We start from the raw sequence: 24,639 nt of genomic DNA on the forward strand, positions 1-24,639 counted from the left end.
GAGATTAGGAATGAATACAAAAACACTGATTTCAAAAAACCTAAAGATTTATTTACCTTTAATCAAGAGTCTTCAAACAATGCTTTTGCTAATTACTGGTATTACAGGATATATAAGCGCCCGATGTCCAATAATGTCATGGAAAACATTTGTTGGATTATTAGTAAGCCTATTCTTAACAATTAGCGGTAGTACAATTCTAAATATGTGGTATGATAGAGACATTGATGCTAAAATGGATAGAACTAAAAACCGTCCACTTCCTTCCGGCACAATTGATTCAAATGAGGTTTTTAAAATTGGGCTAATAATTTCAACTATTGGTGTGGTAATTGCTTTAAGTATGTCGCCTTTATACGGTCTAATTATATTTGCTGGTTTATTTATTGATGTAGTTATATATACAATGTGGCTTAAAAGAAAAACTGCTTGGTCAATTGTCTGGGGTGGAATTTCTGGAGGAATGCCAATATTAGCTGGACGTGCTTTAGGAATAGGTGAAATAGATTTTATTGGAGTATTATTTTCAGTTTCAATACTACTTTGGATACCAACCCATATACTTACGTTTAGTATAAAATATTTTGAAGATTATAATTTAGCAGGGATACCTACTTTCCCCTCCACTTATGGAAAACAAAAAACAAGAGTAATTATTGCAATCTCAAGTTTTGGTGCAGCAGTATCCATTGCAACTGTTGCATTTGGTCTCGGACTCTCTTGGGGCTACCTAAGATTGTTTTCTGTTTTAACATTTGGAATAATCGGACTTGCTGGTGTAAGTATTTACAAACCTTCTGAAATAATTAATTTCGGATTATTCAAATATGCATCATTTTATATGCTTGGTGCTATGATATTGGTGGTTTTGGGAACATTATGAAACGAATCCGTATAATAAATCGGATATTATTTTTATTAACAGGGCATATTTCTGGATATCAAATAATAAGTGGAATGGATTTCTATTCAAATTTGACAACATTTTACTTTACAGTATCATTCGGAATTTTATTATTAGCATGCATCTTATTGCTTTTGATGGGTTTCGAAATTATGGAAAATAGTTTTGTAGCAGTAATTACATCCTTGATACCGTTAACCTTTTCCTTAGGTATGATTGACGATAAAATTCAAGAATATCATACGCCATATTTAGTCTTTATAATAATTGGTTTTCTTATATCAATATATTTTAGATTTTATGGTAATGGTAGGTTCGCGTCTCTTTCTTTGGGTTTAATTTATGGAGTTTCGGGTATTGTTATCTTATTACTTCCAGTTGCATTTATACTACAAAGTGAAATATCAACAACATACATTTTCATAAGTATTGGTAGTTTGCTAATAAGTTTTGCTGGACTTCAAATAGTTTTTATTAAAAATGGTAAACCAATTTTTAATAGAAAATATTTTGAATTGTTGTTTCCAACTGTTCTCTTTTTTTCAACTTTAGCTTTTGTTATTGGTTTAAGGGCCAATTAAAATTTTAATAATGCAACATGGAAATGAACAAAATATTCTTTTCAAAATTTAGTTAAAAACTTAAATAATAGAGTACAATGAAATTATTTCATAAGCTCTTTTTCATTAAATAACTCAGGAGAACAATGATGTTCAATGAAACAACAAAAACACAACGAACAATTATGGCAGTTACCGCTGTAATTGCCGGCATTTTTATGATGTATATTATGCCAACACAAGGCATGCGAACATTAAAATTTGCATTGGAAAATGTTATGGAAAGGTTAATTCCTTTTGATCCAGATTTTTACCCTGCTGTGCCAATTTTAGGAGCAACTTATAGTATTTGGATGGTAGTATTGTGGTTAGGCGGTGCTTTGGCTATTGTAATTGCAAAAAATGTGTATGATGGTAAGGAATGGGCAAGAAGTACTATGTTAGGACTTGCTGCTATTCCTTCAGTTGCTGGAATGACAATGTGGATACCTTGGATGGTATTGGTAGTCTCAGATTATTCAAAAGGTCCTGTTGCAGGTATTTTACCTCCACCAGCTGGCATATCACCAGCAGCACCAGTTTTGTGGACAATGGTATTTGGGCTTTTATTCTATTATATATTTTTATTAGCAGATAATGATACAATAAAAAACAAAATTATTAAGATTATTCCTTATACATTTTTGGGTGTTGTGGCAGGTATGGTTTTTATGAATGGCCAACACGGGGTTCGCTATTTTATCTTTATACCAGAATATTTAACTCATACATCTTCGTTTGATCCGCTTGGCAATTTCTTTACAAATTTAGATCACTATGATGCACTTGCTTTAGTAACAACTTCACAAGCTCAAATTAATGCAGGAGAATTAGCAAAAACAAAAGAGGCTATATATAATCCAAACACACTTACTTTGCTTCTTGGTGGGTTTATGAACTATGCATCTTCATATTTAATGATAATTGCAATACCATTTTTAGCAATGAAGAAAAAATTTGGATATTACACAGTGCTTACAACAGCTTTGGCAACGGCTCTAATTGGATTTGATGGGTATTTTGTAAGAAATTCTTTTGAATGGTTAGTCGGTGGACTTATGTCATTAGCATTATTTGGAATGTTTTTGCTTCCAATATTTAAAAATTTATTTATTGATTCCAATGTTCGTGAAAAATAAAACTAATTAATTCTTAAATAATATGAGACTGTTTAGCAATGAGAACATAATAGAAAGAAAAGGCTCCTTCTATATCTTTGTTCAAATTCTAAACAGTCTTTTTATGGAGTTTAGTATGAGAAAAATTATAATCATTTCAACCTTATTGTTAATTACTTCAAATATTTTTGCTCAAAAAGCAGATCAAATGATTGGAGTTACAGCAGGACAGTTGGCGCTTGGTGGAAGCGTAGTTGCTGATCCGATAGATGCTCCTTCAATGCTATATAATCCTGCTGCAATTGGTGTTTTGGAAATTAATAAAATTGGATTTGATGTTAGTTTGGGATTTGTAAATCCACCAAGAGAAATCAAAAGTGCAATAGGTACGCCACTTGAAAAAAACACGGAAAGTAATTCAAATTATTATTTGGGAATGGGAAATGGTTTTGCTGCAAAAATTACTGATAAAATAATTGTTGGGGTTGCAGCCGGTGGTGTTTCCGGAATGGGAGTAGATTTTCCTTCTTCAACTTTAGTTGATAATCCAACCACTCCTTTTCCCGAAAATGTTTCTGTAGTTTCAAAAAAAGGGCTGCTTAAAATTGTACCTACTATTGCTTACAAAATTAATAACGATCTAACAATTGCTGCATCTATTCAAATTGCACAACAATCCTTATCATTAAAAACTCCAGCATTCATTCTTCCACAAACAGAAAATTATGGTTTTGGTGGCAGCTTTGGTTTAATATACAAAGCACTTCCTAATTTACAATTAGGATTATCATATACATCTGAAATAAATATTAGCGAATATGAATTCAATGGTACAAGCTTACACCCAATGGCTGGTGGCGATGGTGTATATCTTTTTGATATGGATAGTCCGCAAAATGTTGCATTCGGTATAGCGTTTAAACCAATGTCTAAATTACAAGTTGAAGCTGATTTAAAGTGGTATAATTTCTCTTCTGTATTAGATAAAATAGATTTAACTACTCCATCCGGTTTGGTGATTCCAGTTAACTTTGGTTGGGAAGATCAAATGGTTTATTCAATTGGAGCAAAATTAAATGCTAACGAATGTATGACAATTATGGCTGGTTATTCTTATGGGGCAACTCCAATTACAGATGAAAATGTTGGAAACAATCTTGGATCAATTGCTGTTGTTGAACATCATATTTCAATTGGTCTAAAACGGGCATGGAATGACAATTTGTCTTCAACCATTTCTTTCACTCACGGCTTGTATAATGAATTAGAATCGAGTGTAGCACCATTAAATATTGCGGCAAGTCAAAATATAGTTTTCTTCCAATTTGGTTATAGGATGTAATATTAATTTGTTAAATAAGAGTCAGTAATAACTGGCTCTTATCATATTAATTTGAAGTTTATTAGGAGAAACAGATGTCATCAAATATAAAAATATTTAATAGATTCAAATTTATTTTGTTAATTGGAATTTTTATTGCTAATACATTCCATGCACAGCGTGAAATAAATAAAAGTGATACAAATTTTAAGCGGGATTTCTTTAATCAGGTTGAACCAATTAAGTTAATAGACCCAATGGCATATACACTTGGAGCTACAAATGCTGAAGAAGTATATGTGTATTATTATACGGATATAATTGAATATAGCGGTCATTCATGTGCCGCAGTTGCTGGTGCTTATAAAATGACACAATTAGCATTGAATGAGCTTTACAAAGATAAAACTCCCGAACGTGGTGCGATAAGAGTTACCATTAAGGGTGCACCAGATGACAATGTAAATGGACCGATTTCTCAAGTTATTTCATTTATTACCGGGGCGGCTGGAAATACTGGATTTAAAGGAATGAAAGGAAAGTTTAGTCGATATAATTTATTAGAGTACGATTTAAATAATAAACCAACTGAAGATGTACTAGCAGAAATAATTTTTGAACGAATTGATACAAAACAAAAAGTTTGTGTTTCCTATAAAGCAAGCGCAATTCCCACAAATCCGGAAATGACAAAATTAACACCATTGATTATTAGCGGTAAGGCTTCAACCGAAGAAATAATAAATTTTGGTGATCTTTGGCAAGAAAAAGTACGTATTGTATTGTTAGAAACACCTAACGAAGCATTTATTATAAAAAAGTTAGAATAATATAAAATCAAAAGTGTAGATAAGTGCTAAATAAATTCAAACCATCAATTAAAAAAAAGTATCTAATATTAATCTCTGGATTATTATGGAATTGTGCTGGGATTTTTCTAAATGTGATTGCACTAAGATGGATAACGCAATTATCTAAGATGCAGATTTTCACTTCTTATGTTGTTGGCATTTTTCTTGGACTTTCAATTTCAAAATTTGGTTTCAGCAAACTTGCAAAAAAAAATATAATAAGAATCAATTCATATTCAGAAACAGTTTGTGTTTTTGCATTTCAAAGATGGAAAATGTACTTCCTAATAGTATTTATGATGAGTTTAGGAATTTTCATGCGCACAACATCATTAATTCCTAAATATCTACTTCTTCCGATTTATGTTGGTATTGGTACAGCATTATTCATTTCCAGCTTTGTTTATTATTATAATTTTGTAAAACATATCGGCAATAAAGTATGAAAACAATTAATAATTTTCTATTACTTAAAATTTCCGTTCTTCTTATAGTAAATATTTCTGTAAAAGCTCAAACAGAATTAACTGGTTTTTTTGATGTAATTAGTACTCAAAATTTTGCTTCAAAAAGTTCACACCAATTTCAAATAAACCAATTTGAGCTTGATGTAAGCTATGCACACCAAACAAATTTTTCTGTTGGAACCGCTGTTGCTCTTAACAATGAATCAGAAAAAATGGAATTGGCTATGGCATTTGTTCATTATAGTTTTAATGATGGACCAGCTTTGCATCCAAGAAGAAAAGAAACTTATGATCATACTGCATTATTGTTTGGTAAATTTGATATACCTTTTGGATTAGATTATTTGTCTTTTGCCTCATCAGATAGATTAACTATTACCCAACCGCTTGTTATAGAAAAAACCATTGGGGGATGGAACGATATCGGTATTGATTTCCATATTTTTCATGGCAATTTCAAATTTGATATTTGGGCTATTAATGGTTTTTCTGACGGTGTAAATTTAGGCGGTAATGTTAGATATACAATATTCCCATCTATTGAAATTGGAGCTTCACATTCTTCCGAAATAATAAAATTGAACAATTCAAATAAATGGATAAATGGAATTGATTTACAGTTAAACTCAAAGCTATTCCAATTTCAATTCGAATACTTATGGACGAAAGGAATCTATGAAGGAACCAAAGATACTATGATAATTGATGATATTCATCATGGGGTTTATTTTCAACTTATAACAGAACTCATAGAATGGACTTTAATGCCAATTTATCTAAGCTTAAGATTTGACGCTTGGCAATCTGAATTGGATAGAGATTTTGATGGTGCTGATGATTGTCAAAATAGATATACAGCAACTTTTGGATATAGAATACATGATAATCTTTCTTTCAAGATAGAAATTTTATCAAGTCAATTAGAAAACTATAAACGAGAGCATAAAGCAATATTACAAGCGGTTGTTAGCTTTTAGAATTTTGAATAAATTATTTGGGAAATTAAATGCAGAAAATATTTTTTATATCCGCTGCAATTTTAGGCGGTTTAGCTGTAGCAATTAGTGCTTTTGGTGCTCATGGCGGTGCTGATATTTTAGTTCAAAATAATGCTTTGGTAACTTTTGGCAAAGCTGTACGCTACCAAATGTACCATTCATTAGTTCTTTTTGTTGTTTCTTTTGCTTTAGGCATTTGTAAATCGCAAACCAAGTCTCTTAATATTTCTGGAATATTATTCCTACTTGGAATAATATTTTTTTCAGGTAGTCTATTCTTAATTTCATTTACAGGTTTAAAAATGGGTTATATAACTCCAATTGGCGGAACAGCATTGGTTGGCGGATGGTTCACTTTAGCATATGCTGGATACAAAGTGAAACTTAAATAAATATTTGTTTAAAATAACTTTAACAAAAATAGAAATTATGTTTATACACAATTTTCCTAATTGAGGAGATAATATGAATCTATTTGACAAAACTGTTCTTCTACTAACAGGTTTTTCAGCTATTTATCTTATTGTAAGATTATACCAAGATTTTAATTCAAAGGAATTAAAGCCAAGACACAATATTCCATACATTGTTTCTTTCACTGTATTATTAATTTCAGGATTACTGCTTATCATTTTTGGTTGGGATATTTTACCACAACCGGAAATAATTGTTGTTACAACTCTAATTCCAATGGGGCTTGCAGTTGGATTAGTTTGTGAATTCCACAAAGAAAAATTAGGTAAATCTTATAAAATTATTGCATTGTTTGGTTTAATCTCAATTATTCTCACAAGATTTATTCCAGATGTTCCAAGAGGTTTACAAGTTTTTGCAATTGCCTCTGTTCATTCTATTTTTGGATTAACTGTGTTTCTTATTCCAATAATTGCAATAAGAATGGGCAAAGCTCCAAATGGATTTATCTTTGTAACTATTGGCGAAATATTAATTGGTCTCGGTGGAATTGCGTTGACATTTCTAAAGTCTGATAAACAATTATTATTTTTTTCTCCGGAATTTGTTATGATGATTTTAGCTGCTCTGCTTTTATTGATGACTTTGGCTTTTACTTGGGGCTTTATGAAAAAAATAAAATTTAATAACTTTTCTAACAATCAGAATAATTAAAATGATTACTGAAATTCATTTCCTAAATTCTTTAATGCCTCTGTTATATTTATCAACAGCAATAGTTTACTTTTATGACCTCATATTTGAAGGAAGTAAATTTTATAATTCAAAAAGAGTTTTTTTATTTATTACTGTGTTTATTCACATAATCTATTTATCACTAAGAATTATAGAGTTTCAACATGCTCCAATTACAAACAAATTTGAAATCTTAACACTTATATCGCTTTGTCTTTCCATTTCTTACTTTATCTTGGAACTATTAACTGATTTTAGCCGAACTGGTTTATTACCTTTAATATTTTCGTTTCTTTTTCAATTAATCTCTTCAATATTTATTTCAGATCAAATTAATATTCCGGCAATACTTAGCAGCACTGTATTAGGTGCACATGTTATTGGTTCTGTTTTGGGATATTCAAGTATTACTATTGCTGCAATCTATAGTATTGTTTATTTATTACAATACTATAATCTGAAAAACAATAAGTTTAGTTTGATATACAGAAAAATGCCAAATTTGGAAGTTCTTGAAAAACTTATTTACAATTCATTTGTTATAGCTTTTATGTTCCATTCAATTTCTATTATTGTTGGATTAAGATATGCATATACAGGGCTGCCTAATTTTCAAATATTCGATCCAAAATTTATTATCTCAATGATGATATGGTTTATTTTTATTGTAGGTATTTCACTGAAAATTTTCAAAAAGTTATTTGGCAAGGGAATAATTAAAATAGTTCTAATTATCTTTTGTTTAATTCTAATCTCTTTATTTATACCAAATAATTTTATGAACAGTTTTCATATTTTTATATAAAAGTTATCCAATTGGATATTTATGAATTAGCTTGTTTTAAATTTCTTTAGATTATTTTATTTACCAAACACATCTTCCTTTTTAATTTCTCTTAATTTTGGTTTTTCAATTTGTTGAAATTTTATTTTCTGTTGCGGAGTAAGTTCGTTTTCAATTTCATCAATTAAATTTTCAATTTGTGAAGCACGTTTATCATGCCCAAGTTTTATTTCAATTTTCTCAAAGAATCCCGGTTCATCATCATTTTTTACACGCTGTTTTATTTCAGAAATTATATTTTCATCTTTTTTTATAATTAGATTAATTTGATTTATTTTTTCACTTACAAATATTTCTTGCTCATTATTAAAATTTAAAAACTCCTTTAATTTTTCCATTTCCAAAAGAGAAAATTTCCCTTGGGCTGAAATATTTAAAACAATAAAATGACTTATTGCTATAACTAAATATTTAAATTTCATTTTACTCCTTAGTTTTATTAAGCATAATTTAAAATGTTTGTTTGATATAAAATCTTAATGCCGAATTAGAATCTTTTGTATTAGGAAAATTTTTATAATCTCCAAAACGTTCATATAATAAATATTCAATTCCAATATGACTTTGAGCAAATAAATTGTAGTTGATACCAGAGTTCAGTAAACCTATAAATTCTTCACTTTCAGCACCGCTTAAAGTATAAATCCAATTTCGTTTATAGTTTAAGTAGATAGATGAATTTTCATCAAACTTTAAGTTTACACCTATTTTTCCGCTAACTCCCGGACCAAGATTATAATCTTTATCAACTTCATTTGCGTAAGCCGAGTTTGTTGCTCCCATTATAATAATTGAAATACCTAAATAATTCTGCAAACTTAAATCTGGTGAAAGTTTTGTTGTATTAACCAATTGAGATGAAATACTTGTTGAGGAAAATTTATAGACATCGTTATAGAAAATATCAATCTCTTTATAAACTCCGAAAATATTATTTGAAACATCGAACAAATTTAATTTTGAGTCTGTAATTACACCGCTTGCACTTATTGCCAAAATATCGCTACCGTTTCTAAAATTTGCTTCTATTTGTAAGGTGAAATAATCAAAAGGATTTTTGTGATTCTTAACATCAAATTGTTTTCCATAATCTAAGTTGCCACGCAATGAAAGATATTGTTCATTCTCATCAATATTTTTATTTATAAATACATTATGTGTTCCAGCAGCAAAAGTAAAATGTAGTTTCTCATTCTTTTTTTTATTTCCAACTTTCCACATATCGCCTCGTATTAGTCGGTTAAATCCATTCATTGGATTTATAATCGTAGATGAAATTTCTCTTAAAACTCTTTCGGCACCAATAGTACTTTCATCAATAATTAAATTCGCAATTCTATTTGATATTTCGCCAAGAGTAATTCCGCTTATAGAAGTATTGGCAAGATCGTTGTATGAAGGCAGTTCTTTTTCCATAAACATTTCCCACATTAAACTTCCGCTAATTGCGTAAGGAATTGATTCCCAAAAACTCAATCCGTTTGATCTTGCAGTATTAAAATAATTTGCTCCATGAAATGGATGCATAAATTGATTCATTAAAAATCTGTCATTATCCCAAACAAAACCGGTTTTAAAATTATTCTTTACGGAATTCCAGCTAATATCAGCAAAACCTCTTTGTGTAATATATTTGCTATACGACCAAACAGTTAAATTTAGTCCGACTACTTCAATTGCCGGCAGCAGATATTTTTTTTCTTCTGTGTATGAAGAGATTTTATAATTGCTATTGTTTTCAGAAATCAAGCTATCGCTATTTGTAACATTTTTTTGTGAATAAAAATCTTGATACATCAATAAAACCAAGGCTGCGACTATAATTTGTTCAAATCTTAATTTCATGTTAAACCTCAAAAACTATAAATCACTTTTCCGTAAATCATATCGTTATAATTGTATTGACCAAATTGTCCGCTTGAGCCGGTAAAAATATTTGCTCCAAATTGTAGATTAATTGCATCTGAAAAATCGTATAAAATTCTTGGTCTAATTAACGCATCGTCAAATTCAAAATCGTAATAAGTGAAAAGTTCTAAATCCAATGTTTCATTCAACATAGAATATTTTGCGAGAAAGGTTAGCATATTATTATATTCATCACTAAATAAATTATTCGGCTGAATAATTTCTTCATAATCTAAAATTGCTTTTTGAATAAATTGCGTACTAATATTTATATCGAATAAAGTGAAATCTGTGCCGAACATATATTGAACATAATCCTTTTTAATCGTTCCATTATCTACTGCTAGATTATTTGTATTAAAATATTTACCGAAGTAATAAGCTCCTTCACCCCGCAAAACAAAGGGACCAAGAGTTGTGCTGAAACTTCCGCCGGCAACAGATAATCTTTTATATTCCGGAGTAATTGTTAAATTCATTCCGCCAAGATTATTCGGCAAAATTGTGCTGAACATTACCGCATCGTCATCAAACATATATCCGCCCATTAATTCAAAATCAACAATTTCTGTAAGTGCAGAATATTTCATGAAAATTTCACTATTCTCTAAAGAAGGAATAATTTCTTTTTTCGAATTATCAAAAGTTGGCGGAATTGCAAAATTCATTTGCGGCGCCCAAATTGAATTATCGTTTGGTAAATTTGTCGGAGTAAAAACCGGAAGCCAAACGAATTCAAAAGTATTATTTCCCAAATAGTAATTTAGTTTTGCGCCGATTACACCAATTCTAATTTCATCAAAATCCGGAAGAAGAAATTCATACAAATCTTTTGGCGAAATTATATCAGTTATAAAAACTCCATCCGCTTTTCCCCAAACTATTTGCTGCTTTCCCAAACGAATGTCAATATTATCAAAATTTAGATCGAGATAAATCTCGCGCAGTTTAAGCGTTAAACTATCATGATTATTATGATAAAGCATTGGATTTACTTTGAACGATGAAACACCAAGATTTTTTTCAATATTTAGATTGAAAGTATTTTGCTGAATTACAAAATCTGTGTTTCCATTTCCGGCAAGCATTCCCGAATAATTTCTGACATATCCGGAAAAATCAACAGATTGCGCAAACAATCCGTTTGCAATAATTAGCATTATTAAAATTATTTTCGTTTTCATTTTTTGTTTCCTAATCATTTTTAATTCTTAAAAGCTTTTGTTAATTCACAATTGAGCTTGCAAATTATAAGAATAATAGATTCCCGCTAAAAACATCCGGGAATGACAATTATTTTTGTTCAACTTTTTTATTCTGCATTCTGCATTCTGTTTTCTGAATACTATTTTTTACATTCCTTTTATCATAATTCTTTCGGTAAACTTTCCATCATCAATGCCGGTATTGATTTTAACGTTTTTCAATTCCATAATTGTTTTGTGATCATTTTGTTTATTATTCATTGCTGTGTTTGTAATAATTAAAAATCCGTTTATGTTTTCGTATTTATCAACATTTAATGTTTTTAATAATTCACCATCCTCATCATAAAACTCTTTTTTCAATCCAATCCATTTGTCTTTAATAATCCAAGTAATTGTTTTGGAATACATATAATCTTTATCTTTTGGTGTACTTTCAACAACGAAACAATTTTCACCATTTACATTTTCTTCTCGCAATAATTTGTGATTATCTTGTTTCGGCTGACGATCGCCAAGATCATCATAAGTAAAATCAGAACCCATGAAGTAATCACTTTTGCTATCACTTGAAATTCGTTTGGTTTTCTTCAATGCCGGTAAGTAAATCCATTGATCGTCATCCTTTCCTTCTTCATCATAACTCCAATTCATAAATGAAGTATTTTTTACATCCGCCGGTGTTACGAAAAACATAATCTTCTTTTCAACTTTTCCAAAGTCTTTAGAAAATTGTTTGATCTTTCTCACTCTGCTATCGCCGGATGAATTTGTTAATGTCATTGTTAAATCTGCTGTCATATCTTCACCAACAGATCTGTTATAAACATTTTCAACTATTTCTAAACCGGTTAATTTTTGTGCATAATTTTCATTGTTTAAAATTAAAATTACTGCAAAAAGCATTGCCATTATTTTTAAGGTTTTCATTTTAGTTCTCCTTTTTATTTTTAAAGTAAATGTTTGACATGTTTAATAAAATCATCATAATTGTTATTGTACCGATAAAACTGATAAACATATTTATTGAAACCAACGCACCCAATTCTCTGTTTGGAGGAAATACTGAAAAAAGCAATACAAGAAATCCCGCAATAACCACAACAGCATTGAATAAAATTGCTCTTCCGGAATGTGACATTGTATTTTGTGCTGTTAAAAGTTTGTTGTTATTTTGCGAATAAAATTTATACTGCTCTAAAAAGTGAATTGCATAATCAATTCCAATTCCAATTGCAATACTTGAAAGTAAAGCTGTAGTTGTGTTTAACGGAATATCCATCCAACCCATTATTCCAAAGCCTAAAACTGCTGTTATGATTATTGGAACGGAACCGATCAATCCAAGATTTATGCTCTTAAACATTATGGCGATTAAAATAATTACAATGAAAAGTGACATTATTAAACTCATTATTTGACCTTCGAGAATTAAATCCGTAAATACCAAACCTTTGTAACCGGAACCGGCGTAGTTCATTTCAATTCCAAGTTTTTTGAAATCGTCTTTAAATTTTTCTATTTCAGAAATTGCAGAGTTTATTGCTCTTGAATTATCACTTTTTAGCTGGAAGTTTACATTAAGTTTGTTGTAATTGTAATCGACAACTTTCCAAAGATTTTCCGGATCGCCGGACATTTCATATAAAAGTAAGTATTGAGCAATTAAATCTTTTTGATCGGGAATTGAATTAAACTCTTCTCTATCGGCATGCATTACTTTATTCATTCTTTCAATGTAATCAGTAAGAGAAAAAGAATTGCCAACCAGTGCTTGGGTTTTAACAACATCATTCTGCATTGTTGAAACAAGTTTTAATACATTTGGATTTTTAAATGCGTCTTTTTCTTTACTATCAAGAATTAAATTTATTGTTGAAGTTCCGCCGAAATGTTCGTTGATAAATTCATCAGTAAGAACTATATCGCTATCCTTTTCAAACTTATCGAGAAAGCTTGAGTTAATCCAAACTTTTGTAATTCCAACAATAGAAACAGCAACAATAATTATAGTTGCAATAATTGATACACTTTTGTGTTTTATTATTTTTTCCGTTAAAGAAAATGCAAAGTGATTATTCTCTTGCTTTTTTTCTTTAAACTTTCTTTTTGGTAAACCAAAAATCATGATGCCGGCTGGAATTAAAACTAATGAGAATACCATTGCAACCATTACTCCGAAAGCAGTAAAAATTCCAAAATATTTTATTGGATAAACTTGTGAAGTTAACAATGAAATAAATCCAATTGCAGTTGTTACTGATGTCATTACAACCGGTTTCCACATTTTAATCAGCATATCGGAAACAGCTTCTTTTTTTGTTGCATTGGGAATTTTATAAACAAAAAGCTGCAAATGGCTGTAAAGATGAATTCCATCGGCAACACCAATTGCAATAAGCATAACGGGAATCATGGTGGAAACCGCATAAATTGGAATATTGACTAACGCCATTAAACCAAAAGCCCAAAGTGTGCTGAACAAAACTACAAGCATTGTTAAAGCCGTGCTTCTTAGGCTTCGCATTGTGATGTACAAAACTAGAATAATTACAATTAAAACAATCGGGACCATTTTCTTCATATCTGCTGGACCGAGAAGCGCCATTGTACCTTCTACTATTGGTCTTCCGGCAACATGAAGTTTAACATTTTCTGTTTCTGCTTGTTTTGCAACATCAAGAATTTCTTCATAAAATTCTTGTGTGAAAACATCATCATTAATTGCTGCAATAATTATGGAAACAGTTTCATCTTCCGAAACCAATCTTCCGTAAACCATATCATTTGATTTTACTTTTTCTTGTAATTCGAGCAATTCATTTTCACTCTCCGGAACTTTTGTGAAAAAAGCTTTTACATCCATACCGTCTTCAGTTCCAACAATATTATCAGCAGTGTAGAGAGATGTAACATCTTCCTTTTCAATCTGCGGCATTTTTTGAAATTTCTTTGTAAGATTTTTAATAATCTGTAAAGTTTCTTTATTGTAAACACCATTTTTATTTTCAACGGCAACAATAATTCCGTCTTTAATATTGAACCATTCTTCGGCTTTATCGCTGTAAACAAACGCCGGATGATCTTGCGGCATGTATTCATCAAGATCGGTTTCCATTCGTGAGTTTTCAATCATTTTAGAAAAAAATACTGCGGAGAAAATTAAGATTACCGCTAATATCAAATATGGAAAGTTTAGAAATTTAATTAGTAGTTTGTTCATTTTATGTTATCCTTAGTTAATGTTAACTAACATTTGTTTAAAAAATTTTTGCCCTTTTTTGTTAATACACCCTTTAACAGAATTTGGAAAATTTCAGTAAATTCAGTTTTTGTATCGCTAATTTCTCTTTTAGTATCAATTATTGAATGTGATGAAATAATTGAGAAGAATAAATTCAAAATAGTTTTTGGATCAAAATTATTTATCATATTATGCTTTTGTGCATTTTCGATCAATAATGTAAAAAGCGGTAAAATTCTATTTTGTTTAAAATTATTTATTTGAACTAAAACCTCGGGAAATTTTTCTTCAATAACTGATAAAATATTTACGTTGAAGTAAACAGATCGTTTTTGAACAATTTTTGCAATATTTTCAAATTTCTCAAAAAATGTATTATTATTTTGAATTGTACTTATAATTTCAAAATATGATTTATGAAGTAAATCCAAATAAAATTTTGCTAAAAAATCTTGCTTTGATGAGAAATCTTTATAAAATGTCTTTTTACTGATACTTGTATTTTTACACAAATATGAGATGTTGAATCTATTTATCCCTTTGGAAAGAATGATTTCTCCGGTTTGTGCATAAAGTTTATATTTTTTGTCTTTTGCAATCATTTTATTTTGAGTTAAAAAATCAACTTTTCAAAAGTTTTTGTTATGTTTTCGCCTTTATCTTTAAGTGAAAAACTGAAATTACTCAGCTTCCACTCAAGCACGCATATTCTTATAAATCCCATAATAATTTTGGCAAGTTCTGCCGCATCAATATCTTTTACTTTTTGATTACTTTTAATTTCATTAATTATTTCAACAATTATTTTTAATCTTAAACCCATTATCTGCATTAATTTTTCCTTCAAAATTTTACTTTGCGTAAACATTTCTTCCGAAAAAATCACAGAAGTCATAGCTTTGTTTTTATCGAGAAAATTAAAATGAAATAGAATAAATTCGTTCAATTTATCTTTGGGATTATTTTTCTTATTAACACTTTCAATTAATTTTTGATCAAAATTGCTGATTCTTGAAAGAATTCCCAACACAATATCTTCTTTATTTAAGAAGTGACGATAAATTGCCGGTTCACTTATTTTTACACGCGAAGCCAATTCTCTAATGGATAATGATTCATATCCGCCTTCGTGAATTATATTTAATGCTTCATCAATAATTGTTTTTTGTCTTTCTTCGGTTGTAAATTTTGCCATTTCTTAAATCCAAATAAGTTTGTTAACATTCACTAACTAAAATATGATAAAATTATCGATTTGTCAAGTGAAAAGTTTATCATATTTATTTCTTTATTGAAATAAAAATACAAACGCAGCCAACAATTATTGATTTTTATTATGCTTTAATAATAGAAATACTAAAATTGATTATAAAATAAAATGAATTGCCTAATTTTTAATGAAGAAATCACAGAACCATCATTTCTATACTAAAAAATTATTATTTTAATCTTAATAAATTCTAATTTGGAAATAAAAATGTCTGCTCCTTCAATAATTAGTGATTTAGTTGAACGCTTTGAAAGAAATATAGAAGCTTATAAAAATAATAAGTATAACGAAACACAAGTTAGACGTGAATTTATCGATCTTTTTTTAAAGCACTTGGCTGGGATGTTGGCAACGAAAAAGGTTATGCAGAAGCTTATAAAGATGTAATTCATGAATTTTCACTTAAAACAAAAGATAAAGCCGAAGCGCCGGATTATCTATTTAGAATTGGAGGAATTAAAAAATTTTTTGTCGAAGCGAAAAAGCCAAGTGTTAATTTAAAGGAAGATATTTCTCCCGCATTTCAATTAAGACGTTATGCTTGGTCGGCAAAATTACCGCTTAGTATTTTATCTGATTTTGAAGAACTCGTAATTTACGATTGCCGAATTCAACCAAAGAAAACAGATAAATCTTCAACCGGAAGAATTAAATATTTCACTTATAAAGATTATGTTAATAGCTGGGATGAAATTGAAAGCATCTTTTCCCGCGAAGCAATTTTAAAAGGATCTTTTGACAAATATGCCGAAACCAGCAAAGGCAAAAAGGGAACAGCCGAAGTTGATGATGCATTCTTAAATGAAATTGAAAACTGGCGCGAAATTTTAGCCCGAAATATTGCTCTGCGTAATGAAACCCTAAGCAACCGCGAATTAAATTTTGCAGTACAGAAAACTATTGATAGAATTATTTTCTTGCGAATTTGCGAAGACCGTGGAATTGAAGATTACGGTCAACTTATGTCTCTTCAAAACGGTGTAAATGTTTATAAAAGACTTCTTCAAATTTTTACACGTGCCGATGAAAAATATAATTCCGGCTTGTTTCATTTTGAAAAAGAAAAAAATAGAACCGAAGAACCCGATAAAATTACACCGGTAATATCAATTGACGATAAAGTACTTAAGGAAATTATTAAAAATCTTTATTACCCGGACAGCCCTTACGAATTTTCTGTTTTACCTTCGGATATTTTAGGTCACGTTTATGAACAATTTCTTGGTAAAGTAATTCGTTTAACCACCGGTCACCGTGCAGTTGTTGAAGCAAAACCCGAAGTTAAAAAAGCCGGCGGAGTTTATTATACGCCAACCTACATTGTGGATTATATCATTAAAAATACACTCGGGAAAAAGTTGGAAGAAATTGAACGGAAATTTGATTTAACTAACGGTCATTCTGAGCAGTTTAAAGAAGGGAATTGTCATTCCGGACTTGATCCGGAATCTAAAGAAATAAACCATCATTCTGAAAAAAGTGAAGAATCTATTAAATCAATTAGCAATAAAATTAAAAAAGCTGTTGATGAAGTATCGGCACTAAAAATTCTTGACCCTGCATGCGGTTCCGGCTCTTTCTTAATTGGAGCGTATCAGTTTTTATTGGATTGGCATTTAAGAATTTATACGTCAACAGATTTATCTTATGCAAAATCTTTGAAAAAAGATGCGCCTCTTTATCAGACAAAAGAAAACGAATACCGCTTAACCACTACGGAAAAAAAGAGAATTTTGCTTAATAACATTTTTGGAGTTGATATTGATAACCAAGCAGTAGAAGTAACAAAACTTTCTCTTCTACTAAAAGTTTTGGAAGGCGAAACTGATGAAAGTTTAAATACACAAATAAGTTTTTTCCGACAAAGAGCTTTGCCCGATTTAAGCAATAATATTAAATGCGGTAATTCTTTAATTGGACCCGATTTTTACAACCAAACAGAACTTGCTCTTGATGATGAAGAACGATACAGAATAAATGTATTTGATTGGCAAAGTGAGTTTGAAGGAATAATGAATTATGGCGGTTTTGATGTTGTGATTGGGAATCCGCCGTATCTAAAAATTACTAAAAATAATATCGACAATAATATTTTGAGCTATTATGAGAGAAAATATAAATCAATATTTGGAGGAAGTTCAAAAAACCTATTTCAATTATTCATTGAAAAAATGTTGAGTTTGACAAAAAATGAGTTTTCATTTATTGTTCCAGAAGCTTTAGCTACGACATCAAGCAATGGGGTTTTGAGAAAACTAATGATTCAAGGTTTTAACTTAGATTCGATTTGTTATTTTGATTACTTTGTATTTAGGGATGCAAATATTGGAACAATTGTATTTATTCTGAGTAGTCAATCACAAAATAACAATTATGAATTAAAAACTATTAATGAAATTAGAGAATGTAAGAAAAAAGGAAAAATTGATTTAAGTTTATGTGAAAACGAGTGGGTTTTAAGATACAATCCAAATCTTAAAATTATTTCAAAAATTATTAGTAAAAATAAATTACTTAGTCAGATAGCTGTCATGTCAAAAGGTATGGTTGTGCAGAATAGAATAGATCATTTAAGATTGGATAAACAACAACATGATTTACCTTTCCTGTTGGGAAAAAATCTTGATAGATATTTTGTAGAGACGAAACAGTTTACAAATTATGATGAATTGAAAATAATCGGGGGAACAAGAGATTTAAATAAACATTTAAAAGTTCCTAGAATTTTAATTAGGAGAACTGGGAATAAACTATGTTGTTGTTATTCAGAGACCAAAGCATTAATTGAAAGTACAGTTTATTTGTTATGGTCAAATGAAATGGATTTACTTTCATTAACCGGCATTCTTAATTCTAAACTATTTACTTTTTTCCTAAGAAATGGATTGCTGACAAACGCACAAGGTTATCCGCAAATACTTATGTGGCAATTAAATAAACTACCAATTGTAGATATTATTAAAAATGAAAAAATTCTTATAAGAGAAAAAGTTGAAAAAATCCAAGAGCTCATTTTATTATTTAATGCTTCCAAAACTCCCCAAGAAAAAACTGCACTTCAAAGACAAATAGATGCAACGGATAAACAAATAGACCAATTGGTTTATGAGCTTTACGGTTTAACAGAAGAAGAAATAAAAATTGTAGAAGAAAGTGTGAAATAAATCCTCACCCTATTTCCCTCTCCTTTAGTAAGGAGAGGGATTATGGGAGAGGTCGAAAAGAGAAATGACAAAACATTATAACAAACCCCAGCTAAAAGAAATCCGTCGAAAACTACGTCGCGATCAAACCTTTGCAGAACAAAATATGTGGGCTCAACTCCGGAACAGAAAATTTCTTGGTTTAAAATTTAAAAGACAATATTCAATTGATAATTTTATAATTGATTTTTATTGCCCGGTATACAAAATTGCAATTGAATTGGATGGTGATATTCACGAACTTCAAGATGTAAAATTGCATGATGAAGTACGTCAAAAATATTTAGAATCATTCGGCGTTAAATTTATACGCATTACAAATGATGATTATTTGGGCAATCCCAACAAAACATTTGATCGGCTAGAAAGTGAAATTAATTTTCTCATTAAAGGCAAATCATAGTCAAATCCAAATCTCATTTAATAAAAGAAGAACTTCAATAGAGAAATTAATGTGAGAGACAATAAAATAGATCAACTTGATTATAAACTTCTTAGTTTGACCAAAGAAGAAATAAAGATTGTAGAAGAAAGTGTGTAATAAAATCTCACCTAATTTTCCTCTCCATTTGATCGTAAGGAAAGAGAAAATAATTTTTCGAATAAAATATAATTTGCTTTTTATGATATCATGTCTTAATTTTTCATAAAATTTTACATTTGTAAAATAATAATTAGATATGAAAACAGAAATATCTCGCCCATGTAATATTGAACTTAGTAAAATTTGCAATACAATTTGGCAAGTTAATGGCATTCCTTTTTATCAAAAAGAAATAATACTTCCTAGTGGTTATGTAGAAATAATTTTCAATTTATCTGACGATGTCAAATTTATCAATAGAAAAACTGAAAAAATATCTCTATTACCAAAATTCTTTATAAATGGAATAAATACACATACGGTATGTATAATTCCACAAGGACATCATACTTTTTTGGGGATTCAACTTTCACCTATGGCTGTAAAGTGTTTATTTAACATACCGGCATACAAACTAACAAATGAAGCTATTGAGTTAAGTGAAATTTTTCCAAATTCAGAATATGTATGGTACAAGCTGATGGAAGCAAATAATTTTAATGAAAGAAAACAAATTATACTTTTTGAATTATTATGTTTAATGGAAAATAATAAGAAGAAAAATGAAATACTGTGTTTTATTAAGGCTCTCGAATCACTTTATTTTGAAAATCTTACAATTCTGGAAATGAATAAGATGCTTAATATTTCTTCAAGACAATTACATAGAAAGGCATTAGACTTTCTTGGTACTAATCCGGAATTTTTTATTAAGTATCAGAGATTTTTAAAGTCCATTAAACTAATTTATCAAAATCAATACACATTGACTGAAATTGCATATTCCTGTAATTATTTTGATCAATCACATTTTACAAAGGATTTTACTGAATTTGCAGGAATTACACCATTTTTTTTTAGGAAGAAAATACAAGAATTTAATGGCACAAAGGGTCATTTTTATTATTAATATGTCCGATACATACAATTTTTCTTCATTCCGGTTAACTATTTTTTAAAGAATTTTCAAATTTTTTTAAGGAGATAAAAATGAAAATATTGAAAATACTGGCTCTCATTATTGGATTAATTGTCTCATTAGTAATCATCGCAATTGTTTATTTTAATGCAAGCTTTCCTCCTCATTATGAAAACAAAGCCCCAAATATTACAGTAGAATTAAATAGTGAAAGAATTGCTGAAGGGAAAAAAATTGTTTCAATGACTTGTGCTTTATGTCATAAATCTGAGGATGGAAAATTAAGTGGTAAAATCCTTGATAAAGATAGTCCAGTAGGAACACATTACGCCCCAAATATCACAAAGGATTTTAAAAATGGTATTGGGCGCTATACTGATGGCGAACTTATCTATTTATTAAGAACCGGAATAACAAAAGAAGGGAAACTTACTCCTCCATGGATGTCTCGTTTTCCAAATCTCTCAGATGAAGATATTTTTTCTATAGTTGCATTTTTGAAATCTGATGATTCATTGGTTGATGCTGTTAAGTCTACGCCAGGTGAAAGTGAACCGACTCTATTATTTAAAATATTGATGAATGTCGCATTTAAACCCATACCATATCCCAAAGAAAAAATTATCGCACCATCAATAGATAATATTATTGCTTACGGTAAATATCTTGCCACAGCAAAATATGAGTGTTTTGGTTGTCACAGTAAAGATTTTTCAACAGTTAATATTTTAGAACCAGAAAAATCCGAAGGATACTTTGGCGGAGGTAATCAATTTATCAATCCAGAAGATGGAACAATAAGTTATTCCAAAAATTTAACAATGGATGAATCTGGTTTAGGCAATTGGAATTTAGAATTATTTACAAAAGTTTTAAAGAGTGGAAATAATTTAAATGGTTCTAAATTCAAATATCCGATGAGTGCATATAACCTATTAACAGATTCAGAAATAAATGCTATTTGGTCTTATTTAAATTCTATTCCCAAAATCAAATAACATTTGTCGAATAGCATTTTTATTGTTTAATAGGTACTGAAAATGAATATGAAATAATTGAAATGACAAATAATCATTTAATTACACAGTTAACCAAATTGAAGAGGGTTTCAACTCACTGTATAAGTTAATCATATATATGCAATACAAATTGTATTTCTCAATTTATTTTGATAGATACCAAATTTTCGTGAAGATATAATTATAACTTTGTTTGAGAATGATCCATTGACAAATATTTATCCGATGTAAGAATGTGCCAATGTTTTAACAAAATAATTATTTTGTTATTTGTCCAAACTTTTATAAAAATTGAACTTAATTGATTATTGTAAAAAAAATTCTTTAACTAATATTTATAGGAGTAAGAAAAATGAAATTGAATTATCAAATAATTACTCTACTTTTAATATTCACATTTGCAATCAAAACTCAAGCCCAATTTAATGTACTCGAAAAAGTTAAAAAGAAAGTGGAAAAGAAAATTGATAAAAATGTTAACGAATCAATTGATAAAACACTGGACAACACAGAAAAGGAAATAAAAGAAGGTTCAACAAATAATAATGAAAAAAGTGACGCTGGAAATGAAAGTGTAAAAGAGGAAAAAATCACTTTAAATACGGAAACAACCTCTAATACAAAGAATGAAAATGATAAGAAGTTAAAATTATGGTCAAAATATGATTTTGTATCGGGTGATAATATAATATTTGAAGATAATCTTTTTAATGAAGAAAATGGTGAATTCCCGTCAAGATGGGATCTTATTTCGGGTAATGCAGAAAATGCAGAATATGGAAATGATAAAGTTATTAATTTTGCACAACCAAGTACAACTATTACTCCAATAATGGATAAAGATGAATATCTACCCGAAGTTTTTACCCTAGAATTTGATGCATTCTTTCACGATAAGGCTAGTACGAGACAACAAAGATATTTGATTAAATTTTGGACACAACCACGAACAAGAGAAAGAGATAAGGATTCTAGGTTAATTGATCCGATTATTATTGATTGGAATTCTGCAAATATGTATAAGTATAATGGCAAAATTGAAGAAGAAACATCTGAGGTACGTAGTAATTGGAAAGGACAATGGAAACATATTGCTTTAGCATTTAATAAAAGATCTTTAAAATTGTATCTGAATGAATCAAGACTATTAAACATTCCAAACTCAGATTATAAACCAAAAATGTTTTCAATTGAAGCTTTTTATGATAAAAAAAATATTGATGTTACCGCAATTAAAAATATTCGTTTAGCGGAAGGTGGGAAAAAACTGTATAACAGAGTAATTTCCGAAGGTAAATTTTTAACTAGAGGAATTTTATTCGATGTGAACAAATCCTTAATTAAACCAGAATCAATGGGAATAATTAATGCAATTGTTGAAATGATGAATGAACATCAATATCTAAATTTTAGTATTGAAGGACATACGGATAGCGATGGTGATGATTTTTCAAATCAAAAACTTTCTGAAGAAAGAGCTGAAGCTGTAAAAAAAGCAATTATCGAATTAAATATTAGTGAAGACAGATTAAAATCCAAAGGTTTTGGTGAATCAGTTCCGGTAGATAATAACTCAACGCCTGAAGGTAAAGCTAATAATAGAAGAGTTGAATTTATAAAATTCTAATCAAACCAAAATTTTAAAGAAGCTGTCTCAAAAGTAAAAAATTGTCATGGAATTTATTTCAGCATCTGTTTTTGTTAAAATTTCGAAGGTCTTGATTCTGAAACAAGTTCAGAATGACACTTCTGAGACAGCATTTTTCTTATATAGCTACTTTATTAAAGTCATTTTTTTTACATCAAAAAAAACATCTGTACTTAATTTTGCAAAATATATTCCACTCGATAAACTAGATCCGTCAAATTCTGATTTGTAATTTCCAGATGTTTGAAATTCATTAACTAATCTTGCAACTTCGTTTCCAAGAACATCATATACTATTAATTTAACATAAGAAGGACTTGATATACTGTATTCTATTTTAGTTGAAGGATTAAATGGATTGGGATAATTTTGCTTCAAATAAAATTCATTCGAAATTGACTCTAATTTTTCGACACTTGTTAAATCATCATTACCCCAACCTATACTTCCGCTAATTACACCTGAATGTGGAGGATCCTCAACATCAGCTAAGATTGATAGTGATTCACCCGTCTTTGCTATAAAGAAGTAAGTAACAGTTATATCTGTCCCCATTGGGATACCAAAAATGAAAGAAGTTTTTATTTCTTGCTCCCTTGATCTCAAAGCATCAACTTCCTTACCACTTGGCAATTTCATAGTTCCCCATGCATCTATGTGTATATTATAAGTTGTAACACTCTCACCAGTTAAATATTGTTCACCATCTGAAAAGGATTTGTCGACAACTGAGTCAGTTACAGACCAAGTTTTATCAAAAGTGAGTGGAAAGTCATATTGCTTGAACGGAGGAAAATTTCTTGAAACAGACTCGTTTACTGAAGTATTTCCATCTTCAGTAAAAGTATTTAAAGATACACTTCCTAATTCAGCGGCATTTGTCAAATCATAAAATGTCCATGATTCACTTTTCCCCGTTTGTCCTTGTCCCAAATTAATATCCATCGTGAAATATGTTGCTATATCGGAATTAGCAAAAGAATCTGCATAGGGAGTGGTTGATGTTAATATATTGCTAAGTTCACGAAATGAATGAGGGGTTAAGTTTGAATAATCCCACTGATTGTTTCCGCCAGTCTGACCAATATTAATAGATTCCGAAAGTGTATCAACAAAAACGGTATTTGTTTTTCCAATTTGATATAATGATGTATAATCATTTTGAGTAATAGTAATTTGTGAAAATAGAAATGAAGAACTTAAGAAGAAAAAAGAATATTGTATCAAATATTTCATATTACTCCTTTCTATATGTTAAATAAAAAAGATAACAAGTTTTATTTATTTTTTCAAGCGTATATCAATTTAATTTTCCCATTAATATTTTAATTTTACTTTTACTAGGTAATCTTAACTATCCTCTAAGTTAGAAATTCAAGCTAATCTTCT

22 protein-coding genes and 2 pseudogenes are annotated in these 24,639 nt (G+C 29.5%); 16 read left to right on the forward strand and 8 right to left on the reverse strand.

The window, feature by feature from the left end:
* Positions 1-10 precede the first annotated feature (10 nt).
* The 10 genes from cyoE (at position 11) to ccsA (ending at position 8,212) form a co-directional block, all read left to right on the forward strand.
* Positions 11-883: a protoheme IX farnesyltransferase gene (cyoE, locus tag IPM32_18580; GenBank protein MBK8947252.1), complete on the forward strand. Its 873-nt coding sequence runs from the start codon at positions 11-13 to the stop codon at positions 881-883.
* A complete protein-coding gene (locus tag IPM32_18585) occupies positions 880-1,485 on the forward strand; it encodes a hypothetical protein (protein MBK8947253.1) in 606 nt (201 codons plus the stop codon). The genes cyoE and IPM32_18585 overlap by 4 nt, the downstream gene beginning before the upstream one ends.
* A gap of 164 nt (positions 1,486-1,649) precedes the next feature.
* Positions 1,650-2,642 (forward strand): hypothetical protein, encoded by a 993-nt coding sequence (locus tag IPM32_18590; GenBank protein ID MBK8947254.1) that lies wholly within the window; start codon positions 1,650-1,652, stop codon positions 2,640-2,642.
* 115 nt (positions 2,643-2,757) lie between these two features.
* Positions 2,758-3,963: an outer membrane protein transport protein gene (locus tag IPM32_18595; GenBank protein MBK8947255.1), complete on the forward strand. Its 1,206-nt coding sequence runs from the start codon at positions 2,758-2,760 to the stop codon at positions 3,961-3,963.
* A 74-nt stretch (positions 3,964-4,037) separates the two neighbouring features.
* Positions 4,038-4,772, forward strand: coding sequence for a hypothetical protein (locus IPM32_18600; protein ID MBK8947256.1), 735 nt, complete (start codon positions 4,038-4,040; stop codon positions 4,770-4,772).
* A 23-nt stretch (positions 4,773-4,795) separates the two neighbouring features.
* Complete coding sequence (locus IPM32_18605) at positions 4,796-5,239, forward strand: hypothetical protein (protein ID MBK8947257.1); 444 nt, start codon at positions 4,796-4,798, stop codon at positions 5,237-5,239.
* Positions 5,236-6,237 (forward strand): hypothetical protein, encoded by a 1,002-nt coding sequence (locus tag IPM32_18610; protein ID MBK8947258.1) that lies wholly within the window; start codon positions 5,236-5,238, stop codon positions 6,235-6,237. Before IPM32_18605 ends, IPM32_18610 begins: the two co-directional genes overlap by 4 nt.
* A 29-nt stretch (positions 6,238-6,266) precedes the next feature.
* The gene (locus IPM32_18615) at positions 6,267-6,650 is read left to right on the forward strand and encodes a DUF423 domain-containing protein (protein MBK8947259.1); all 384 of its coding nucleotides are present in this window, start codon (positions 6,267-6,269) and stop codon (positions 6,648-6,650) included.
* Between the two features lie 73 nt (positions 6,651-6,723).
* Complete coding sequence (locus tag IPM32_18620; protein ID MBK8947260.1) at positions 6,724-7,386, forward strand: hypothetical protein; 663 nt, start codon at positions 6,724-6,726, stop codon at positions 7,384-7,386.
* Position 7,387: 1 nt separating this feature from the next.
* Complete coding sequence (ccsA, locus tag IPM32_18625) at positions 7,388-8,212, forward strand: cytochrome c biogenesis protein CcsA (protein MBK8947261.1); 825 nt, start codon at positions 7,388-7,390, stop codon at positions 8,210-8,212.
* Positions 8,213-8,268: 56 nt separating this feature from the next.
* Here the strand turns inward: ccsA and IPM32_18630 are convergent, their stop codons facing one another.
* From IPM32_18630 to IPM32_18660, 7 genes are all read right to left on the reverse strand, one after another.
* Positions 8,269-8,673, reverse strand: coding sequence for a hypothetical protein (locus IPM32_18630; protein MBK8947262.1), 405 nt, complete (start codon positions 8,671-8,673; stop codon positions 8,269-8,271).
* A gap of 28 nt (positions 8,674-8,701) precedes the next feature.
* Positions 8,702-10,096 carry a DUF3943 domain-containing protein gene (locus IPM32_18635; protein MBK8947263.1) on the reverse strand — a complete coding sequence of 465 codons (1,395 nt, stop codon included), beginning with the start codon at positions 10,094-10,096 and terminating at the stop codon, positions 8,702-8,704.
* An 8-nt stretch (positions 10,097-10,104) separates the two neighbouring features.
* Positions 10,105-11,343, reverse strand: coding sequence for a hypothetical protein (locus tag IPM32_18640; protein ID MBK8947264.1), 1,239 nt, complete (start codon positions 11,341-11,343; stop codon positions 10,105-10,107).
* Positions 11,344-11,511: 168 nt separating this feature from the next.
* On the reverse strand, positions 11,512-12,270 hold the full coding sequence (locus IPM32_18645; protein ID MBK8947265.1) for an outer membrane lipoprotein-sorting protein: 759 nt from the start codon (positions 12,268-12,270) through the stop codon (positions 11,512-11,514).
* A gap of 25 nt (positions 12,271-12,295) precedes the next feature.
* Positions 12,296-14,587: an MMPL family transporter gene (locus IPM32_18650; GenBank protein ID MBK8947266.1), complete on the reverse strand. Its 2,292-nt coding sequence runs from the start codon at positions 14,585-14,587 to the stop codon at positions 12,296-12,298.
* A gap of 26 nt (positions 14,588-14,613) precedes the next feature.
* A complete protein-coding gene (locus tag IPM32_18655) occupies positions 14,614-15,210 on the reverse strand; it encodes a TetR/AcrR family transcriptional regulator (GenBank protein MBK8947267.1) in 597 nt (198 codons plus the stop codon).
* An 11-nt stretch (positions 15,211-15,221) separates the two neighbouring features.
* Positions 15,222-15,803, reverse strand: coding sequence for a TetR/AcrR family transcriptional regulator (locus IPM32_18660; protein MBK8947268.1), 582 nt, complete (start codon positions 15,801-15,803; stop codon positions 15,222-15,224).
* Positions 15,804-16,085: 282 nt separating this feature from the next.
* Here IPM32_18660 and IPM32_18665 point away from each other — a divergent pair.
* From IPM32_18665 to IPM32_18690, 6 genes and pseudogenes are all read left to right on the forward strand, one after another.
* Positions 16,086-17,233, forward strand: a pseudogene (locus IPM32_18665) (restriction endonuclease subunit M).
* Positions 17,234-18,409: 1,176 nt separating this feature from the next.
* Positions 18,410-18,826, forward strand: a pseudogene (locus IPM32_18670) (restriction endonuclease subunit M).
* Positions 18,827-19,106: 280 nt separating this feature from the next.
* Positions 19,107-19,484 carry an endonuclease domain-containing protein gene (locus tag IPM32_18675; GenBank protein ID MBK8947269.1) on the forward strand — a complete coding sequence of 126 codons (378 nt, stop codon included), beginning with the start codon at positions 19,107-19,109 and terminating at the stop codon, positions 19,482-19,484.
* Between the two features lie 277 nt (positions 19,485-19,761).
* Entirely contained in the window at positions 19,762-20,574 is an 813-nt protein-coding gene (locus tag IPM32_18680) for a helix-turn-helix transcriptional regulator (GenBank protein MBK8947270.1), read from the forward strand.
* An 80-nt stretch (positions 20,575-20,654) separates the two neighbouring features.
* Positions 20,655-21,581 (forward strand): cytochrome c, encoded by a 927-nt coding sequence (locus IPM32_18685; GenBank protein MBK8947271.1) that lies wholly within the window; start codon positions 20,655-20,657, stop codon positions 21,579-21,581.
* A 373-nt stretch (positions 21,582-21,954) separates the two neighbouring features.
* Positions 21,955-23,229 carry an OmpA family protein gene (locus IPM32_18690; protein ID MBK8947272.1) on the forward strand — a complete coding sequence of 425 codons (1,275 nt, stop codon included), beginning with the start codon at positions 21,955-21,957 and terminating at the stop codon, positions 23,227-23,229.
* 147 nt (positions 23,230-23,376) lie between these two features.
* Here the strand turns inward: IPM32_18690 and IPM32_18695 are convergent, their stop codons facing one another.
* Positions 23,377-24,486: a T9SS type A sorting domain-containing protein gene (locus tag IPM32_18695; GenBank protein MBK8947273.1), complete on the reverse strand. Its 1,110-nt coding sequence runs from the start codon at positions 24,484-24,486 to the stop codon at positions 23,377-23,379.
* Between the last annotated feature and the right edge of the window lie 153 nt (positions 24,487-24,639).

The sequence above is a fragment of the Ignavibacteriota bacterium genome (genome assembly GCA_016716225.1).
GTDB lineage: Bacteria > Bacteroidota > Ignavibacteria > Ignavibacteriales > Melioribacteraceae.

Excerpts from the sequence above, each read along its gene's own strand:
- IPM32_18685 (MBK8947271.1), top strand. The coding sequence starts at position 20,655 with ATGAAAATATTGAAAATACTGGCTCTCATTATTGGATTAATTGTCTCA.
- IPM32_18650 (MBK8947266.1), bottom strand. The coding sequence starts at position 14,587 with ATGAACAAACTACTAATTAAATTTCTAAACTTTCCATATTTGATATTA.
- cyoE (MBK8947252.1), top strand. The coding sequence starts at position 11 with ATGAATACAAAAACACTGATTTCAAAAAACCTAAAGATTTATTTACCT.
- ccsA (MBK8947261.1), top strand. The coding sequence starts at position 7,388 with ATGATTACTGAAATTCATTTCCTAAATTCTTTAATGCCTCTGTTATAT.
- IPM32_18675 (MBK8947269.1), top strand. The coding sequence starts at position 19,107 with ATGACAAAACATTATAACAAACCCCAGCTAAAAGAAATCCGTCGAAAA.
- IPM32_18645 (MBK8947265.1), bottom strand. The coding sequence starts at position 12,270 with ATGCTTTTTGCAGTAATTTTAATTTTAAACAATGAAAATTATGCACAA.
- IPM32_18615 (MBK8947259.1), top strand. The coding sequence starts at position 6,267 with ATGCAGAAAATATTTTTTATATCCGCTGCAATTTTAGGCGGTTTAGCT.
- IPM32_18690 (MBK8947272.1), top strand. The coding sequence starts at position 21,955 with ATGAAATTGAATTATCAAATAATTACTCTACTTTTAATATTCACATTT.
- IPM32_18630 (MBK8947262.1), bottom strand. The coding sequence starts at position 8,673 with ATGAAATTTAAATATTTAGTTATAGCAATAAGTCATTTTATTGTTTTA.
- IPM32_18655 (MBK8947267.1), bottom strand. The coding sequence starts at position 15,210 with ATGATTGCAAAAGACAAAAAATATAAACTTTATGCACAAACCGGAGAA.
- IPM32_18610 (MBK8947258.1), top strand. The coding sequence starts at position 5,236 with ATGAAAACAATTAATAATTTTCTATTACTTAAAATTTCCGTTCTTCTT.
- IPM32_18590 (MBK8947254.1), top strand. The coding sequence starts at position 1,650 with ATGGCAGTTACCGCTGTAATTGCCGGCATTTTTATGATGTATATTATG.
- IPM32_18695 (MBK8947273.1), bottom strand. The coding sequence starts at position 24,486 with ATGAAATATTTGATACAATATTCTTTTTTCTTCTTAAGTTCTTCATTT.
- IPM32_18660 (MBK8947268.1), bottom strand. The coding sequence starts at position 15,803 with ATGGCAAAATTTACAACCGAAGAAAGACAAAAAACAATTATTGATGAA.
- IPM32_18680 (MBK8947270.1), top strand. The coding sequence starts at position 19,762 with ATGAAAACAGAAATATCTCGCCCATGTAATATTGAACTTAGTAAAATT.
- IPM32_18635 (MBK8947263.1), bottom strand. The coding sequence starts at position 10,096 with ATGAAATTAAGATTTGAACAAATTATAGTCGCAGCCTTGGTTTTATTG.
- IPM32_18620 (MBK8947260.1), top strand. The coding sequence starts at position 6,724 with ATGAATCTATTTGACAAAACTGTTCTTCTACTAACAGGTTTTTCAGCT.
- IPM32_18600 (MBK8947256.1), top strand. The coding sequence starts at position 4,038 with ATGTCATCAAATATAAAAATATTTAATAGATTCAAATTTATTTTGTTA.
- IPM32_18595 (MBK8947255.1), top strand. The coding sequence starts at position 2,758 with ATGAGAAAAATTATAATCATTTCAACCTTATTGTTAATTACTTCAAAT.
- IPM32_18585 (MBK8947253.1), top strand. The coding sequence starts at position 880 with ATGAAACGAATCCGTATAATAAATCGGATATTATTTTTATTAACAGGG.
- IPM32_18640 (MBK8947264.1), bottom strand. The coding sequence starts at position 11,343 with ATGAAAACGAAAATAATTTTAATAATGCTAATTATTGCAAACGGATTG.